This window comes from Streptomyces sp. NBC_00016 (assembly GCF_045040885.1).
GTDB classification, from domain to species: domain Bacteria; phylum Actinomycetota; class Actinomycetes; order Streptomycetales; family Streptomycetaceae; genus Streptomyces; species Streptomyces coriariae.
Window position 1 is genome coordinate 10,115,941 of record NZ_CP108304.1, and the last position, 15,831, is coordinate 10,131,771.

17 protein-coding genes and 2 pseudogenes are annotated in these 15,831 nt (G+C 68.6%); 14 read left to right on the forward strand and 5 right to left on the reverse strand.

Annotation, left to right across the window (positions count from 1 at the left end; genetic code table 11):
* Positions 1-373 precede the first annotated feature (373 nt).
* The 3 genes from OG933_RS44515 to OG933_RS44525 are packed head-to-tail and all read left to right on the forward strand — an operon-like array spanning position 374 to position 2,585.
* Complete coding sequence (locus OG933_RS44515; RefSeq protein WP_405624770.1) at positions 374-1,213, forward strand: SigB/SigF/SigG family RNA polymerase sigma factor; 840 nt, start codon at positions 374-376, stop codon at positions 1,211-1,213.
* Between the two features lie 41 nt (positions 1,214-1,254).
* Positions 1,255-1,713, forward strand: a complete 459-nt coding sequence (locus OG933_RS44520) for a DUF5133 domain-containing protein (RefSeq protein ID WP_405633712.1) — start codon at positions 1,255-1,257, stop codon at positions 1,711-1,713.
* Positions 1,713-2,585 carry an SDR family oxidoreductase gene (locus tag OG933_RS44525; RefSeq protein WP_405624766.1) on the forward strand — a complete coding sequence of 291 codons (873 nt, stop codon included), beginning with the start codon at positions 1,713-1,715 and terminating at the stop codon, positions 2,583-2,585. The genes OG933_RS44520 and OG933_RS44525 overlap by 1 nt, the downstream gene beginning before the upstream one ends.
* A gap of 323 nt (positions 2,586-2,908) precedes the next feature.
* On the opposite strand, the gene OG933_RS44530 is transcribed toward OG933_RS44525, so the two are convergent.
* Complete coding sequence (locus OG933_RS44530) at positions 2,909-3,334, reverse strand: SRPBCC family protein (protein ID WP_405624765.1); 426 nt, start codon at positions 3,332-3,334, stop codon at positions 2,909-2,911.
* Between the two features lie 310 nt (positions 3,335-3,644).
* Between OG933_RS44530 and OG933_RS44535 the strand changes: the two genes are divergently transcribed.
* Positions 3,645-4,115, forward strand: coding sequence for an SPW repeat protein (locus OG933_RS44535; RefSeq protein WP_405624763.1), 471 nt, complete (start codon positions 3,645-3,647; stop codon positions 4,113-4,115).
* A gap of 449 nt (positions 4,116-4,564) precedes the next feature.
* Positions 4,565-4,812 (forward strand): annotated as a pseudogene (locus tag OG933_RS44540) (hypothetical protein); the annotation flags it as partial.
* A gap of 215 nt (positions 4,813-5,027) precedes the next feature.
* On the opposite strand, the gene OG933_RS44545 reads toward OG933_RS44540, so the two are convergent.
* Together OG933_RS44545 and ctaD are read right to left on the reverse strand one after the other, a co-directional pair.
* Complete coding sequence (locus OG933_RS44545) at positions 5,028-5,372, reverse strand: cytochrome C oxidase subunit I (RefSeq protein ID WP_405624762.1); 345 nt, start codon at positions 5,370-5,372, stop codon at positions 5,028-5,030.
* Positions 5,373-5,388: 16 nt separating this feature from the next.
* On the reverse strand, positions 5,389-7,095 hold the full coding sequence (gene ctaD / locus OG933_RS44550) for a cytochrome c oxidase subunit I (RefSeq protein WP_405624761.1): 1,707 nt from the start codon (positions 7,093-7,095) through the stop codon (positions 5,389-5,391).
* A gap of 265 nt (positions 7,096-7,360) precedes the next feature.
* On the opposite strand from ctaD, the gene OG933_RS44555 reads away from it, so the two are divergent.
* The 8 genes from OG933_RS44555 to OG933_RS44590 all read left to right on the forward strand — a co-directional run bounded on the left by OG933_RS44555 (position 7,361) and on the right by OG933_RS44590 (position 14,535).
* Positions 7,361-7,726 (forward strand): phage holin family protein, encoded by a 366-nt coding sequence (locus OG933_RS44555; protein WP_405624760.1) that lies wholly within the window; start codon positions 7,361-7,363, stop codon positions 7,724-7,726.
* Positions 7,702-8,376: a DUF3618 domain-containing protein gene (locus OG933_RS44560; protein WP_405624759.1), complete on the forward strand. Its 675-nt coding sequence runs from the start codon at positions 7,702-7,704 to the stop codon at positions 8,374-8,376. The genes OG933_RS44555 and OG933_RS44560 overlap by 25 nt, the downstream gene beginning before the upstream one ends.
* Before the next feature lie 300 nt (positions 8,377-8,676).
* Complete coding sequence (locus OG933_RS44565; protein ID WP_405624758.1) at positions 8,677-9,600, forward strand: Rieske 2Fe-2S domain-containing protein; 924 nt, start codon at positions 8,677-8,679, stop codon at positions 9,598-9,600.
* Complete coding sequence (locus OG933_RS44570; RefSeq protein ID WP_405624757.1) at positions 9,584-10,126, forward strand: DUF1360 domain-containing protein; 543 nt, start codon at positions 9,584-9,586, stop codon at positions 10,124-10,126. Before OG933_RS44565 ends, OG933_RS44570 begins: the two co-directional genes overlap by 17 nt.
* Before the next feature lie 1,325 nt (positions 10,127-11,451).
* Entirely contained in the window at positions 11,452-11,784 is a 333-nt protein-coding gene (locus OG933_RS44575; RefSeq protein ID WP_362523084.1) for a MerR family transcriptional regulator, read from the forward strand.
* A 134-nt stretch (positions 11,785-11,918) separates the two neighbouring features.
* On the forward strand, positions 11,919-12,191 hold the full coding sequence (locus OG933_RS44580) for a hemolysin III family protein (protein WP_405624755.1): 273 nt from the start codon (positions 11,919-11,921) through the stop codon (positions 12,189-12,191).
* A gap of 261 nt (positions 12,192-12,452) precedes the next feature.
* A complete protein-coding gene (locus OG933_RS44585; protein WP_405633178.1) occupies positions 12,453-13,691 on the forward strand; it encodes a PP2C family protein-serine/threonine phosphatase in 1,239 nt (412 codons plus the stop codon).
* A 262-nt stretch (positions 13,692-13,953) separates the two neighbouring features.
* Positions 13,954-14,535 (forward strand): hypothetical protein, encoded by a 582-nt coding sequence (locus OG933_RS44590; protein WP_405624754.1) that lies wholly within the window; start codon positions 13,954-13,956, stop codon positions 14,533-14,535.
* A 96-nt stretch (positions 14,536-14,631) separates the two neighbouring features.
* Here OG933_RS44590 and OG933_RS44595 read toward each other — a convergent pair.
* Positions 14,632-14,823: pseudogene (locus tag OG933_RS44595) on the reverse strand (fatty acid desaturase); the annotation flags it as partial.
* Between the two features lie 306 nt (positions 14,824-15,129).
* Positions 15,130-15,537, reverse strand: a complete 408-nt coding sequence (locus tag OG933_RS44600; protein ID WP_405624752.1) for a gas vesicle structural protein GvpA — start codon at positions 15,535-15,537, stop codon at positions 15,130-15,132.
* Between the two features lie 105 nt (positions 15,538-15,642).
* On the opposite strand from OG933_RS44600, the gene OG933_RS44605 reads away from it, so the two are divergent.
* Positions 15,643-15,783, forward strand: a complete 141-nt coding sequence (locus OG933_RS44605; RefSeq protein WP_405624751.1) for a hypothetical protein — start codon at positions 15,643-15,645, stop codon at positions 15,781-15,783.
* Positions 15,784-15,831: the final 48 nt, after the last annotated feature.

Sequence of the window (15,831 nt, forward strand, 5' to 3'; positions counted from 1 at the left end):
GCACGTGCTTCGTGCGCGGTCGGGACGCAGGTTGCTCGCCGCAGCCGACGCGCACGACGACGTACCCACGCTGGCGTGAGCCACTGCCTACCGTGGTTCGCCGCCTGAGGCGACCCGATCCCGACGTACTGCGTCCGGTACAGGCCTTCGCGGGCTCTCGGCTGCGCCCGGGGACCACGGGTGCGGTGTTTCGTACTGGCACTGAGGGGCAGACGGGACTTCGTGCTTCGGACTGGAGGCGCACGCCCGGCGGGATCCGGGCTGTCGGCTTCTCCGGTCGCTCTTCCCGCTGCGGCATCCCTGACCAGACTTTGCCCCGGCCGGATACCACTGCCGGCTGAGCCCGAAGAACCAAAGCTCAGGAGCGATCCGCATGCTGACCAACATGTCGACAGGCCATCCCGGCGCGCCTGAGACCACCTCTGCCCCGCGGTCGCGGCGCACGCACGACGACAGCCCCGACACCGCATGCCTGTTCACCCGCCTGTCTCAACTGGGGGAGGGCCCGGAGCGGCATGCCGTCCGCGACGAACTGGTCGAAGCCTGGCTGCCGATGGCGCACCGGATCGCCGGCCGCTTCCGGGACCGGGGAGAGTCCATCGAAGACCTGCGCCAAGTGGCTGCACTGGGCCTGGTCAAGGCCGTCGACAGGTTCGACCCCGCCGTCGGATCCTTCGAGAGCTACGCGGTACCGACCATCACGGGCGAGGTGAAACGGCATTTCCGCGACCGGATGTGGGCCGTCCGCGTGCCGCGCCGGGTACAGGACCTGCGCAACCAGGTCCGGCTGGCCCGCCGCGAACTCATGCAGCACCCCGGCAGCCCCGAACCCACTCCCGCCGCTCTCGCCTCCCACACCGGCCTCACCGAGAAGGAGGTCAAAGCAGGCATGGAGGCGCTGGAGAGCTTCAGTGCCCTCTCCCTGGACGCCGAGCTCACTGCTGACGGCGGCGGAGCCAGCCTCGCGGACACCCTCAGCGTCGCGGACCCCTCCTACGACAAGGTGGTGGACCGCGAGGCGGTGAAAAGGGGGCTGCGCCGGCTGCCGGAACGGGAGCGGGCCATCCTCTACATGCGCTTCTTCCAGGACATGACGCAGAGCAGCATTGCCGACCGGCTCGGCCTCTCTCAGATGCACGTCTCCCGGCTCATCAGCACCAGCTGCGCCAGTGTCCGCAACGACGCCCTGGCCGACTCCGGCCCTCCCACATGACCCCGGCTGCCGCCCGGTCTGAAGGAGACCGTCCGATGCTGATGCCTCTGCCCGCGACACTGCGCCGTCTCGTCAAGGACTACGAAGCCCTCGCCGCCGATCAGAGCGCCGCCGCAGCCGCCACGTCGAGTGCCCGGCTGCGAGACCTCGCTTACACCCTGTGCGTGTCTACCGGGAGGCGCGAAGTCTTTGACGCATCGCAGGTCGCCCGCACCTGCCTCGACAGTGCCGCGGCCGGCCCGTACCCGGCGAGTGCTTTCCCGGATCTCCCGGTCCCGTCGAGTTCCCGGCCCGGCTGTCCGGCTCCGAGCCGCAGACTCTCTTCCCGCGGGTGTCGATCCGTCGTGGCCAGTGATGCAGCCGCCGCGCACCGGAGCGCCGCAGCGACTTCCAGCACCCCTCCAAGCCAGCCGTGGCCAGCCACTGGGCGGCCTCGCGCCTGCCACGAACCCAGCGCGGCCCGGCGTAGGCGGCTGCGCACCCGGACGAGAGGTTTGTGATGAGCGAGCACCCCACCGAAAAGCACCCCCAGCCCGACTTCCCGCAGCAGGACCAGGAGTATCCCGGCTGGACCGGCCCGATGGACCCTCCTCCCGACCACGGCGAGGAGACATACGAAGGCAGCGGCCTGCTCGGGGGGCGCATCGCCGTCGTCACCGGAGGAGACTCGGGCATCGGCCGTGCCGTGTGCCTGGCCTTCGCCCGCGAGGGCGCTGACGTCCTGTTCACCTACCTTCCACAGGAGGACAAGGACGCTCGCGAGACCACGCGGCTCGTCGAAGAGGCAGGCAGCAAGGCGATCGCGGTGCCGTGCGACATCCGTGAGGAAGCACAGTGTGACCGGCTGATCGAGCACGCCGTCGCAGAGTTCGGACGCATCGACGTCCTCGTGAACAACGCCGCCTACCAGATGTCACAGCCTGATGGCATTCAGGCGATCACCACGGAACAGTTCGACCGGGTCATCCGCACCAACCTCTACGGCATGTTCTGGCTGTGCAAGAAGGCCCTGCCCCACATCCCGGCAGGTGGATCGATCATCAACACCACCTCCGTGCAGGCGTACAAGCCCAGTCCTCATCTCCTCGACTACGCCACCACCAAGGGCGCGATCGTCACCTTCACCCAGGGGCTGGCCCAGATGGTGGCGTCCGACGGCATCCGGGTCAACGCCGTGGCTCCCGGCCCTGTGTGGACCCCGTTGATCCCCGCGACGATGCCGGACACCAAGGAGTTCGGTAAGCAAACACCTCTGGGACGGCCGGCACAGCCCGCGGAGATGGCACCTGCCTACGTGTTCCTCGCGTCCGACCGCGCCAGCTTCATCACGGCTGAGATCCTGAATGCCACCGGCGGAACGCCGCTGCCCTGACAGCTGGGGCTGCCGCCCCGGCTGCGGAACCCAGATCAGCCAGACGGCATGAACATGTGATCGCGGAAGGACTGCCGACGCCCTTCCGGGCGCTGAAACCGGGCCCAGCCGGCCATGCTCGGGACCAGAGTCGGCGAGCACGCTTTGCAGGCGGTTGATCGTCCGCTTGACGACTGCGGCGCGCCATCGCGATCCGCCACGACAAGACCTACCAGACAGCCGTCATCCTTCGCTTCTGACGTGGGCGCGAGATCTGACGGCAACTCCCAGACGCCAACCGCGTCAAATACCGCAACGGTGAACCACGGCGTGCGAGTTCGAGGTCACGATGCTGCGGCGGTCTCGGCCAGCTTCTGGAATTCGCCGAGGTCGTAGTTGGCCAGTGTCGAGTCCAGATTGGTCAGCGCGCCGACGTGCTCGATGAACCCCTCGGGGTCGTACTCGATCTGCAGCGTCACGCGACTTGTCGTGTCAGTGAGCCGATGGAAGGTGACCACACCCGCGTGGTGAACACCTTCCACGGTGTGCCAGGCGATCCGTTCCTGCGGGATCAGCTCGGTGAGCTCGGCGACGAAGTTCTTGTCGGCGCCGGGCAGTTGCAGCTGCCAGGCGAAGCGGCGGTCGTCCAACCTCTCCACCAGGCGTACGTGGCTCAGAAAGGACGGCCACCGGGCTACATCGCTCCACAGTTCCCAGGCGACAGCGACGGGGGCCTCGATATCGACCGTTTCCACGAGGGACGCGGACATGCGGTACCTCTCCTCCGGTTGGTTGGGCGCCGGCCCGACGGTTGCGATGCGGAGCGGATACCCGCGCCGGGGCGGCGCACACGACGCGGATCCGACAGGGCGGCAACAGATGAGAGCAGGCTCGGCATGTCACGCCCATGGCGGACGCCATCACTCCTGTGCCGGCCGTCGGCGACCCTCAGCGCTGGCGAGGTGTCCCTTAGACCTGCGCAATTCTTCGGACCCGGGTGGCTCGGCGACGGTTACCTCGGCACCGGGGGGTACTCGATTCACGTAATGCACGCATAAGAGTCAAATCGGAGGTATCGGCATGACGACGCAGCCCCGGTCGGACATGGCAACACATCCGGACATCCTCGCCATGCGCAATCGGCACGAGATGGCCGAACGTGTCGCGACCACTCCGAGGGCACAGGCCGTCGAGGCCATGGCCCTGATCACAGGCCTCTACCTGGCGGCTTCACCGTGGATCGCGGGTTTCAACGAGTTCTCCACCCTGGCGGTCAACAATCTGATCGTCGGCATCGCATACGCCGTGATCATGAGCGGGGGCTTCGGCCGGGCATACGAGCGGTCGCACAGCATGGCGTGGGCCGCTTGCGCGCTCAGTGTGTGGACGATTTTTGCGCCCTGGGTGGTGGCAGGCGACGTCAGTACCACCAGGACCATCGTCAACAACGTCATCGTCGGCGTGATCGCGCTCATGATGGCCCTTATGGCCGCCGCAGCTGCCCGCCCGGTGGATCAGTCGTCCGGCGACCGCTCGTCCTCGCACAGGTGATCGCCCCACACCGCATCGGCGGGACGCTGTTGAGCCGGCGCTAACACGCCGGAGAGGGCCCTTGCCGTGCAAGAGGCAGTCCATCAAGAAGCCCAGGGCTTCCTTGACGCGGCTCCCGCGGCTCACATCCGAACAGGATGGCCCGTGGTGGGCGGGCGGATGCGTTGGCTACGAGGACGTCCCGCCCGAGCATGGCCGCCGCCCGTTGCCGCCGCAATCTTGCTCAAGGCACTCCCCGGTCGCCGGGCGAACCGGGGCCGTGCCGACTGCGTTCGGCCTTGACCCCGGTACGCCGGAGCCTGTCGATCTCCATGTCGTCGGCTTCCTCACGGTGTTCTGGCAGGGCTGGATGGCATCTGTCAGTCGTGAGTCAGGAGCGGGACTTCCGGGGTCTTAACCGCGGCCACTGGGTACTCCGTCTGCTCGGCCTTTCAATGAAGAGAGTGCCCATGGCCTTCAATCCCCTGGAACAGCGGGGTATCCCGCTGGACCGCCAACTGCGCAGTTGGCGCGAGCTGCACGTGAAGCCGATCGATCCCGACCACGGTGATCCGTACACCCGATGTCGGATCATCACGATGAACGGCATCAAGTGGAGGCGATCCTCTTCAGCCACCAGCTCGCCCGCGACACTGTCGATCCTGAGGTGAAGCGGCAGCTCGCGCGGATCCGGTACATCAAGGCGCAGCAGCAGAAAACTGGTGTGCGCGTGGCGAAGGCGGGCGCCCCGGCCCCAAGATCCCAGGAAGACCGGCCGGCGCTCGCGAGCAGGGGTGGGATCCACGCCGAAACACGGCACTGTCGCCCTGGCTCTTCGCCTCCTGTGGGCGGCCAGGACTCAGGTGGGGGGGCCGGTGCAACGGAGCCGGCCCATCGCCGTATCGGTCTCGCCCCGCTCGCAGCCGCCCCTGGTCAAAGCGCTGACAGCAGGGTGGCCATCGTGGTGAGAACTGCGCAGACAGTCAGTGCCAGACCGAGGCAGCGGCGCCGCAACTGGCGGTAGCGGTGTTCGTACTCGATACGCAGGGACAGGCTTCGCGCCGCGATGCGCTCGATGTCACGTCGAGCGCGGCAAAGACTGTCGGCAATGTAATGGCTTTCGATCTCCGCGCGCTGTGACGTCGTCAGCCACTCCATCGGCCGGACGAACTCCCGCGCACGCTGCTCCGCTTCCGCGACCCGGGCCTGCCACAGCAGGTATCCCTCCACCGTGTTGCCGAGTTCGTCGGCGGTTCCCCGCTCCGGCAGAGCGCTCAACGCGTGCCTCGGCCGTTCATGCGCGGACGCCGTGGGCCTCGGCCTCGGCGATCGCGATGTCGGGATGGTGCAGGTCGAACGCGGGGGACTCGCTGCGGATCCGCGGCAGGGTGAGGAAGTTGTGCCGTGGCGGCGGGCAGGAGGTCACCCATTCGAGGGAGCGGCCGTAGCCCCACGGGTCGTCGACGCCGACCGGCTTGCCGTACCGGCTCGTCTTCCACACGTTGTACATGAACGGCAGCATCGACAGGCCGAGGATGAAGGAGCTGATCGTCGAGATCGTGTTCAGGGCGGTGAAGCCGTCGACGGCCAGGTAGTCGGCGTACCGACGCGGCATGCCCTCGGCGCCCAGCCAGTGCTGGACGAGGAAGGTGCCGTGGAAGCCGACGAACAGCGTCCAGAAGGTGATCTTGCCGAGGCGCTCGTCGAGCATCCTGCCGGTGAACTTCGGCCACCAGAAGTGGAAACCGGCGAACATCGCGAAGACGACGGTGCCGAAGACGACGTAGTGGAAGTGCGCCACCACGAAGTACGAGTCGGACACGTGGAAGTCCATCGGCGGCGAGGCCAGGATGACGCCGGTCAGACCACCGAAGAGGAACGTGATGAGGAAGCCGGCCGCCCAGAGCATCGGTGTCTCGAAGGACAGCGAGCCCTTCCACATCGTTCCGATCCAGTTGAAGAACTTCACGCCCGTCGGCACGGCGATGAGGAACGTCATGAAGGAGAAGAACGGCAGCAGCACCCCGCCGGTGACGAACATGTGGTGCGCCCACACCGTCACAGACAGACCGGCGATCGAGATGGTCGCGGCGACCAGACCCATGTAGCCGAAGACCGGCTTGCGGGAGAAGACCGGGATGATCTCGGTGACGATGCCGAAGAACGGCAGCGCGATGATGTACACCTCTGGATGGCCGAAGAACCAGAACAGGTGCTGCCACAGCAGGGGCCCGCCGTTGGCCGCGTCGAAGATGTGGGCGCCGAACTTGCGGTCCGCCTCCAGGGCGAACAGCGCGGCCGCCAGGACCGGGAAGGCCAGCAGGACCAGGACACCGGTCAGCAGGACGTTCCAGGTGAAGATCGGCAGGCGGAACATCGTCATGCCGGGCGCGCGCATGCAGATGATCGTGGTGATGAAGTTGACCGAGCCGAGGATGGTGCCGAAGCCGGAGAAAGCCAGCCCCATGATCCACAGGTCGGCGCCGAGCCCCGGGGTGCGGACCGCGTCCGACAGCGGGGCGTAGGCGAACCAGCCGAAGTCGGCGGCCCCTTGCGGGGTGAGGAAGCCGCCTACAGCGATCGACGAGCCGAACAGGTAGAGCCAGTAGGCGAACATGTTCAGCCGCGGGAAGGCGACGTCCGGCGCGCCGATCTGGAGCGGCATGATCCAGTTCGTGAAGCCGGCGAACAGCGGCGTCGCGAACATCAGCAGCATGACCGTGCCGTGCATCGTGAACGCCTGGTTGTACTGCTCGTTCGAGACGATCTGGATGCCCGGACGGGCGAGCTCGGCGCGCATGAGCAACGCCATCACGCCACCGATCAGGAAGAACGCGAACGATGTGGTCAGGTACAGGGTGCCGATGGTCTTGTGGTCGGTGGTCGTCAGCCACTTCACCGCCACGTTGCCGGGCTGCCTGCCCCTGAGCGGCAGTTCGTTCTGGTAGGAGTCCTCGGCTGCCTGTGTGCCGTGGGGTTGGGGTTCGTCGAGGATGCTCACAGGTTGTCCGTCTCTCGAAGCTCGCTGTCCGCTCACGCCATGACGTCAGCCATCCGCCATCCTTGCTGCGCGAGAGCAGCACCCACGCCCGGAGCGGCCGCCGAGCGGCCGATCGCGTGACTGATACACCCGGACGGAGCAGACCGCCGACGCCGACCGCACCCCGTTCATCACTGCGGTGAAGGCAGGCCGGCCGGGACCGGAGGTGTGAGCGATGTCCTTCGTTCCGTCCCACTCGGCGGTGTCGCACGTCGATGACAGGTCGGTGGGCGAGCTGCTGTCCGTCGTGACGTCGGACGTCCAGACACTGTTCCGTCAGGAGGTCGAACTGGCGAAAGTCGAGGTCAGGCAGGAGGCGACCAAGGCGGGCAAGGCTGCCGGCATGTACGGCGGCGCCGGGTTCGCCGGCTACATGGTTGTCCTGCTGCTCTCGCTGGCCGCCGTGTTCGGACTGGCCAACGTGATCGACGCGGGCTGGGCCGCCCTGATCGTCGCCGCCGTGTGGGCCGTGGTCGCAGCCGTCCTGTATCAGCGGGGCAAGACAGGCATGCGCACGGTGGCACCCAAACCGGAGCACACAGTCGAGACGATGAAGGAGAATGCGCAATGGGCACGTCACCCGACCGGATGAGGGCCGAGATCGACGCCACTCGGGGCCGGCTGTCTGCGGACGTGGACCGGCTCGCGGACCGGGCCAGCCCCCGAAGGGTGGTCCGCCGCCGCGCTCGAAGGATGCGCGGCGCTGTCTCGGGGATGCGTGAGCGGGTCATGGGAACGGCCTCGTACACCGCCCACGGGGTCAGCGGCGGTGCCCAGACCGCGGCCGGTTCCTTGCAGGAGGGCACCCAGCAAGCGGCCGGCACGGTGCGCGACGCGGCCGACCAGGCGGGGGAGGCGATACGGCAAGCGCCGGACGAGGCGATGCGCCAGACACAGGGCAATCCGCTGGCCGCCGGCCTGATCGCCTTCGGCGCGGGCATGCTGGCGTCGTCGCTGCTGCCCGCGTCCGAGGTGGAACAGGAAAAGGCCGCCGACCTGATGGCACACGGCGGGGCACTGGAGCCGGTGAAGGAAGCCGCCCTCGACTCCGCGCAGAACCTGAAGGAAGGCGCCAAGGAGGCCACACAGAACGCGGCGCAGCAGATGAAGGACACCGCTGCGGAAGCGGCCCGCACCACACAGGACGAGGCCCGCGACCAGGCCACACAGGTGACGGACCAGGCACGTGAATCGGGCAGGCAGGTTGCCGACGAGGCGCGACACCAGCCTGGACCCCGCTGAACTGCGAAACCCTGGCAGGGCCGTGCGCTGCCTGAGCCCGTCCGCGCAGGCCCTGCCCACCCCAAGCAGGCATACCGGTGCGGTGTGCTGGGGAACTTTGACCAAGTTCCCCTGGACAAGCCACGACCGCACCCGAACCGACCCGCTGTCCAGGCACGTTCAAAGAGAGAAGGACGGCTGTGTACGCGCCGTCATCCACCCGCACGGACGCCCCCCAGACCGATGCCCGGCCGGTCCCGTTTGCGGGGTGCGCAGGTGGGGACCCAGAGGCGCATGGAAAGTACGCCACGCCGCCGACGGATGAAGCAGAACCGAGTGCTGTGGCTGCTGGACGGTCTGGAATGGGCGCCCTGGGCCGATCCGGTCATCGATGCGCTCCAGGCCGGCGTGCGCTCCCTGCCACTGGGGCGCGGCCGCGACCTGCTGCACGGCAGATGGCTGGGGCACCCGGTCCATCCGCTGATGGTGCAGGTGCCGATCGGCACCTGGATGTCCGCGGCCGTGCTGGACACACGGTCCAACCACTCCCGCGAAGCGGGCCTGCTGATCGGTGTCGGCCTGGCTGCCGCCGTGCCCTCGGCGTTGGCGGGCGCCGTGGACTGGGCGGAGCTGCACCGCGAGCAGTCGCGGGTGGGGCTGGTGCACGCCATGGCGAACTGGGCGGCCGTGGGCCTGTACGCGACCTCGCTCACCTGCCGCCTCAAGGGGCGTACGAGAGCCGGCCGGGCGTACGGCTTCCTGGGGCTGACGGCGGTCGGGATGGGCGGCATGCTCGGCGGCCACCTGGCCTACCGCCAGGCAGCGGGAGCCAATCACGCCGAGGAGGTCCCGCACGTCGTGCGGGAGGGATGGCATCCGGTCGGCGCTGTGGCCGAGTTCGCGGCCGGGCGGGCCGTGCGGCGCGTCGTGGACGACGTGCCGGTCCTGGTGGTCCGCGAACCCGGCGGGACGATCCATGCGCTGGCCGACCGGTGCAGCCATCTCGCGGGTCCGCTGTCGCAGGGCACGATCGCCGACGGGTGCGTGCAGTGTCCATGGCACGGCAGCGTGTTCCGGCTCTCGGACGGCTGGAACGTGCGCGGTCCCGCGACGGCGCCGCAGCCCGCCTTCGACACCCGCATCGTCGACGGGCATGTCGAGGTGCGCCTGCGTCGCAGCGGCATGGACACGGACGGGGAACCGAGCGGGACCGAAACGGACAGGGCCCATGAGAGCACCAGCTGACAGCCGGCTCGCACCAGGCGGGAACAGGTTCTTCCGGCGCACCGCACGGGAGTACTCGGCAGGACAGGAGCGGCCGCTGGGCGGCTATCTCGCGGCCATTGCGGGGTTCAGCGCATACACGGCTGCCTGGGCGTCGGCGGTACGGCTGCGCGGGCGCCCGCTGCCCGACCGGCCCGAGCCGTGGGACGTGGTCTTGACCTCGGTGGCCACGTTCCGGCTCAGCCGACTGCTGAGCAAGGCGTCGGTGACCAGTCCACTGCGGGCCCCCTTCACGCGCTACGTGGGTGCGCAGGGGCCGGCCGAGCTTCATGAGGAAGCGCAGGAGGAGGCGGGCAGGAACACCATGGGCGAGCTGGTGACCTGCCCCTTCTGCGTCAGCGTCTGGGTAGCCTCGACCTTGACCGCCGGGCAACTGCTGTGGCCCCGCGCGACGCGCACCGCCATGGGCGCGCTCGCCGCTCTGGCCGGCGCGGACGCGTTGCAGCTGACGTACAGCGCGCTGGTCGAGAAGACCACCGACAGCTGATCCTGCGAGCGATGCCAGACGGATCAACCGGACGGGTCAAGATGCCGGAGCCGCGGACTCGAGGCAGGCGTGATCAAGCGCGTGCTGTGGCAGGGGCTTGTCGCCGGCGCCGCCAGCGGTGTAGTGAGGCCCCTCAGCGAGAAGGCCCTCACTGGCCGGCCCGACTCCCATGTGCCGACGCGGGTCCTCCAGCGCCTCACCGCCTGTCGAACGCCCCGGCACACAGCCATGTCCCGTCAACTGGGCCATGCACGACGGTCAGGCCGCCCCCCGGCGTGCTGCGCTCGGTCATGGCTCAGGCCGGATGTGCGGGGCCCGGTCGCCTCAGCCCGGTTCACCGTCGTGCCCTCACCAACGACCAGATCCTCGAGAACGCGACGCGCCGCCCTCCACATGAACCCATCAGCTCCTTCACCGTCCGCATCGCCCTGTCCGACGCCCCCAGCGCACACGCCACCGGTCGCCGCCCCCCCGGTAACCGTCAGCGTGCTCCCCGTAAGCCGAACCGCCTTGCCGTGACGGTCAGCCCGAGGTCTTGCCTTCTGTTGCCGCTCGAGGAGGCCGATTACCTCACCGTCGAACACGCGAAAATCTGTGTTGGCTGGAGTAGACATTGAGTGGTGTCGTGGATATGGTTTCTCTCGTAGCCCAGAGAGACAGCAGGGCCTGGCAGACACGAACTGCCGGGAAGCAGTATGCAGTTGCAGTGCGCAGGACGGTGCGGTGGTGGAGTTCCGAAGCCAGGGTTGTTGCAGGACGGCGACGGGGCTGACGACCGGACCGGGTGGCCCGCAGTCATCAGGGGCCGCCATGAGCAGTGGCAGTACTCGTAAGTGAAAGTTCGCAGTACCCAGCAGTGAAGTCAGTGAGCAGCACCTCGGTGAAGGCGTCGGCTGCGGGCGCGCGCACCGGGAGGTTCGGCAGTGGGGTTCCAAGCCAGAGCGGACGCAGGACAGGTGACGGGGCTGGCTGCCGAAGAGTGGCGCTTCGCGAGGCCACCAGTAGTTCGCATCACCAGCAGTACGCAGTACCGCGCTCAACAAGTGATTGATCACTGAGGGAAGAACGGAGGAGCCGAACGCCATCAGGATCGCCCGGGCGTAAGTCTTGAGCCCGGGTACCGCAGGACATCGATAGTGAGGTGGTCTCCGGTCAAGCAACCGCGATCCCGGCACGCCCGACTGCATCTCGGTCGGGTCTGCGGAAACAGAAGGCCGGCGCAGTAGAAGGGCCGGCGATGGTGTAGCAGTTCCTTCGGGCCCTGGCGCCGTACGGCGCCAGGGCCCTCCCTGTGCTCCCTCTACGCGTTCCACAGAGAGGTGCAAGTGACAGCAGACGATTCCTACGACCGTCTCGACGACGATGACTACCCCGCCTACACCATGGGCCGGGCCGCCGAGATGCTCGGCACCACGCAGGGCTTCCTCCGCGCCATCGGCGAAGCCCGCCTCATCACCCCGCTCCGCTCCGAGGGCGGACATCGCCGCTACTCCCGCTACCAGTTGCGGATCGCCGCCCGCGCCCGGGAACTCGTCGACCACGGGACTCCCATCGAGGCCGCCTGCCGCATCATCATCCTCGAAGACCAACTCGAAGAAGCCCAGCGCATCAACGCCGAGTACCGCCGCGCCGCCTCCGGGCACATGGCCGGCACCTGACCCGCAGCAGCCAGCAGCACGTCCCCCCCCCAGACTCCAGCCCAGCGACGCGCCAGGCCGCACTGATCAGCCGATGTGCCGCCATCGGTCTGGAAGGCACGGTGGAGCGCGCGGCGGCTGCGCTGAAGCCCAGGATGCGCGGGTGGCTGCACGCCGGTGTGTTTCCCCTGGCGCTGGTCGGCGGGATCGTCCTGACCGCCGTCTCGCGCTCGGCGGCGGCGGTGGCGGCCTGCTCGGTGTACGCGCTGTCCGCCTGCCTGCTGTTCGGTACCAGCGCGGTCTACCACCGTGGCACGTGGGGCCCGCGTGGGGAGGCGATCCTGCGGCGGCTGGACCACGCGAACATCTTCCTGACCATCGCCACCTTCACCGCGCATTACACGGCCATCCTCCTGGCAGCCACCTGACCGCGGCCGAGGCATGCCGGAGCGCAGGATTCGGAGGGCCCTGGCCGCACACGGCCCGAGAGGGGCTGGTGGGCGCGGCGTGCCCCGGGTCCCGTGGTGCAATGTGACTTGTCCGGTATCGGGCTCGGCAAGCTCTTTCGCGCGCCCCGAGCGGAGGCTTGAGCGTCATCGAGCAGTGAAGGAGCCGCTGTGATCGCACGAGGGCCGGACGCCGGGCGGGCTGCTCGTCTTCCCGGAGGCGACAGTGGCCGGGGCAGGGCGATGACGTTGGCGGGGGTGTTGGAGGCGGCCGAGGCCGCGGCGCCCGTGGAGTCGCTAGACGTGGTCGCGCGCATGCTCAAGGAGCACCTCGGGGCCGCGGCGGTGTCGTTCCTGATCACCGACTTCACCGGCAGTTCAGTCGTACGGCTGGGGGTGGCGGGCAGCGTCGACACCGATGAACCCGCCCGGCGGATCATGCTGCGGGGCACGCTGTACGACGATGTGATCCGCACCCAGCGGCCGAGCGTGGAGGGCAGGGGCGAGGGCGCGCTGGTGCGCATCGTCGCCCCGGTGACCAACCGCGGGGACGCCATCGGGCTCCTCGAACTGTTCCTGCCCGCGGTGCCGGACGCGGAGGCGATGCGGGAGATCGGCGAGACCGCGCACGCTCTGGCGTACATCGTCATCGCCAACCGGTCCTACACCGACGTGTACCAGTGGGGCCGCCGTACCGTCCCGCTGAGTCTGGCCGCGGAGATCCAGCACCGGCTGCTCCCGGCCTCGCTGGCGTGCGAGGCGGCGCAGTTCGCGGTGGCCGGGGCGCTGGAGCCGGCCGATCACGTCGGGGGCGACACCTTCGACTACGTGATCGACCGGGACACCGTCCAGCTCTCCGTCACCGACGCCATGGGTCACGATGTCGCCGCCGCGCTGCTGGCCACCCTTGCGGTGGGCGCCCTGCGCCGGGCACGGCGGGCCGGTGGCGACCTCGCCGAGCAGGCCCGCCAGGCCGACCAGGCCATGCGCGAGCACGGCCACAAGGGCTACGTCACCGGCCAGCTCCTGCGCATCAGCCTGATCGACGGCACAACCGAGTTCATCAATGCCGGGCACCCCTGGCCGCTGCGCATGCGGGACGGCCAGGTCCGGGAGATCACCCCGAAGATCGATATGCCGTTCGGCTTCCCTGCCCCTCACACCTACCAGGTCCAGTCGCTGGACCTGCGGCCGGGCGACAGGCTGGTGATGCTGACCGACGGCATGCTGGAGCGCAACGCAGGCAGCCTCGACCTGTCCGACCTGATCGTGCGCACCCGCGATCTGCATCCACGCGAGGCTGCCCGCACCCTCATCGCGGCGATCATCGACGCCAACGACGGCCACCTGCAGGACGACGCGACCGTCATGTGCCTGGACTGGCACGGCACCAACCACTCCCAGCGGGACGCCGCCACCGGCGCCGACCTCACCGACGCCTCACGACCGTCAAAGACGGGACGGCCCACCCCTGGGCGATGACTCTGGGTGGGTGTTCCGGCAGCCGCAACGACTGCAAGACATGGGAGCTGTGTCGCGCGAAGCCGCCGTCTCCCCGTACGAACGTGTGCTGTTTCGGTCTCGGTAGCCGCCGTTTCGCAACCAGACTGCCCTGGCGTCTCCCTCTGGGGAACTTGCATCCGTCCGGGTCAGTCGTGATGGCGGCGGGGCCAGGCTCCGGCGAGGGTGGGGTGGTCCTCGACCTTTCTGTCGGCACCCATCCCCCGTTCCGAGGAGCACTGTCATGTCCGATCGCAATACCCTCATCCGCAGCCTGCACGATGTGGGTCTGGCAGCCTGGTTCGGCGGCTCCCTCATGGGCGCGGTCGGTCTCAACGGGGCAGCAAAGGATCAAAGCGAGACGGCCCAGGCCAGGGCACGGATCGCCTCGTCGGGGTGGGCGAAGTGGACGCCGGTCAACGCCGCGGCCCTCGGCGCGCACCTGTTCGGCGGCGGCGGACTGCTCGCGGTGAACGCTCACCGGGTCGCCGCCCAGAAGGGCGTCGGGGCCTCCACCACGGCCAAGACCCTTGTCACCGCTGCGGCCCTGGCCGCCACTGCCTACGCCCGTGTCCTGGGCAAGAAAGTCGAGCTGGCCTCTTCCTCCGACCCGCAGGACGCCGAAGAGGCTGCCCGGCATCCGATCGACATCGACACGGCCCAGCGGCACCTGACCGTCGCGCAGTGGGCGGTGCCGGCCTTGACCGGATGCCTGGTGGTGCTCAACGCCCTGCACGGTGAGCAGCAGCGTCCTGAGGAGCAGCTGCCCGGCATGTGGGAGCGGGCTCGCTCCGCCGCCACCCCCTTCATCCCGCAGCACTCTTGAGGGATCTGCTCGCGGCGGGTGCGGACCAGTCGATCAAAGGTGGCCAGCCGGACTGGCGTAGCACTACGCCGCGCCGACCTTGTCGCCCCGCGGCCCTCAGGCGTGGACGCGGGCGCGCCTGAGGGGTGCCCCGGCCTGGTGGAGGCTGGTGAGCGCCTGTCGGTAGGAGGCGATCAGCCCGGTCTCCAGGTAGGCCACGCTCAGTTCCTCGCAATAGCGTCGGACGAGGATATGGGCCTTGCGCAGGTTAGGGCTGGGCATGCTGGGAAACAGGTGATGCTCGATTTGCTGTACGCCGAAGCCGCTACGGCTACGCCGACATCGTGATCCCGGCACTGTCCGCCACTGTTACAGGCCCGGCGTCGGGGCGGACGTCCTCGGTCGGCGGTTCACCACGATCGCAGACCACCCACGCGCATTGCTGGTGGCCGGAGCAGGGCGGCAGGCCGACCGGCGGATCCTGCACCCCGCAGCCGCACTCACCATGGCCCGCCAGTCCGGCGACGACGCCACGCTGCTGTCCCTTGACCCAGACCTGTACGCCGCAACAGGTGTCCCATCTGCGTTCACGCCGGCAAGGTCAGAACAACGTGGTCACCGTTCGGTCTGCCTCCTGCGGGCGGCGGGCCGTGCGCCCTGACGTTCCCGGTCCTCTTCACGGGCCGGATGGAAGGCATCGGAGACCGTCTCCGCGGCGCCGGACAGGGCTCCCTTGGTCTTGCCGCGGGTGCCGGACTCAGTGACTTGCCCGGTGAGCTCGGTAAGCCCTGCCGGCCTGCGCGGCCCTGCCTCAAGGTCGAGACGGTTGCACGCCTCGGCGAAGCGTAGGTAGGTGTCGACGCTGGCGACCACGATCCGTATGTCGATCTTGAGTATCTCGATACCGACAAGGGAGACCCGCACGAACGCGTCGATCACCAGCCCTCGGTCGAGAATGAGTTCCAGCACGTCGTAGAGACCACTGGAACCTCCCCCGCCACCCTGCTGTGTCGCCACGGTCATCACGACCAACCCCTTGCCATCTGTCTCTGCTGTGGTCCTGTCGGCGCTGCCCCTCGTCGCGACAAGGCTCGAGGTGCGAGTAGCCCTGCCACCTACGACCAAACGATGTGTGAGTCCTCAGCGTCGTGGCCGCCCGCATACCGCACCGACTTCCGCGAGCCGCATCTGCGTCTGGTGGACGGTGCTGCCCTCGACGGCGTGGGCACGGACCGGGTGCGGACGGCCTTCGGGATGGGCCCGGCCTGAAGAATGATCTCTCCTGCTGGGCTTTAGAGGGAGACGGCCGCTTTCGCT

Bases quoted from the DNA above. Each gene is read 5' to 3' on its own strand.
- OG933_RS44515 (WP_405624770.1), top strand. From the start codon at position 374: ATGCTGACCAACATGTCGACAGGCCATCCCGGCGCGCCTGAGACCACC.
- OG933_RS44520 (WP_405633712.1), top strand. From the start codon at position 1,255: ATGCCTCTGCCCGCGACACTGCGCCGTCTCGTCAAGGACTACGAAGCC.
- OG933_RS44525 (WP_405624766.1), top strand. From the start codon at position 1,713: ATGAGCGAGCACCCCACCGAAAAGCACCCCCAGCCCGACTTCCCGCAG.
- OG933_RS44530 (WP_405624765.1), bottom strand. From the start codon at position 3,334: ATGTCCGCGTCCCTCGTGGAAACGGTCGATATCGAGGCCCCCGTCGCT.
- OG933_RS44535 (WP_405624763.1), top strand. From the start codon at position 3,645: ATGACGACGCAGCCCCGGTCGGACATGGCAACACATCCGGACATCCTC.
- OG933_RS44560 (WP_405624759.1), top strand. From the start codon at position 7,702: ATGGGCACGTCACCCGACCGGATGAGGGCCGAGATCGACGCCACTCGG.
- OG933_RS44565 (WP_405624758.1), top strand. From the start codon at position 8,677: ATGAAGCAGAACCGAGTGCTGTGGCTGCTGGACGGTCTGGAATGGGCG.
- OG933_RS44570 (WP_405624757.1), top strand. From the start codon at position 9,584: ATGAGAGCACCAGCTGACAGCCGGCTCGCACCAGGCGGGAACAGGTTC.
- OG933_RS44580 (WP_405624755.1), top strand. From the start codon at position 11,919: ATGCGCGGGTGGCTGCACGCCGGTGTGTTTCCCCTGGCGCTGGTCGGC.
- OG933_RS44585 (WP_405633178.1), top strand. From the start codon at position 12,453: ATGACGTTGGCGGGGGTGTTGGAGGCGGCCGAGGCCGCGGCGCCCGTG.
- OG933_RS44590 (WP_405624754.1), top strand. From the start codon at position 13,954: ATGTCCGATCGCAATACCCTCATCCGCAGCCTGCACGATGTGGGTCTG.
- OG933_RS44600 (WP_405624752.1), bottom strand. From the start codon at position 15,537: ATGACCGTGGCGACACAGCAGGGTGGCGGGGGAGGTTCCAGTGGTCTC.
- OG933_RS44605 (WP_405624751.1), top strand. From the start codon at position 15,643: ATGTGTGAGTCCTCAGCGTCGTGGCCGCCCGCATACCGCACCGACTTC.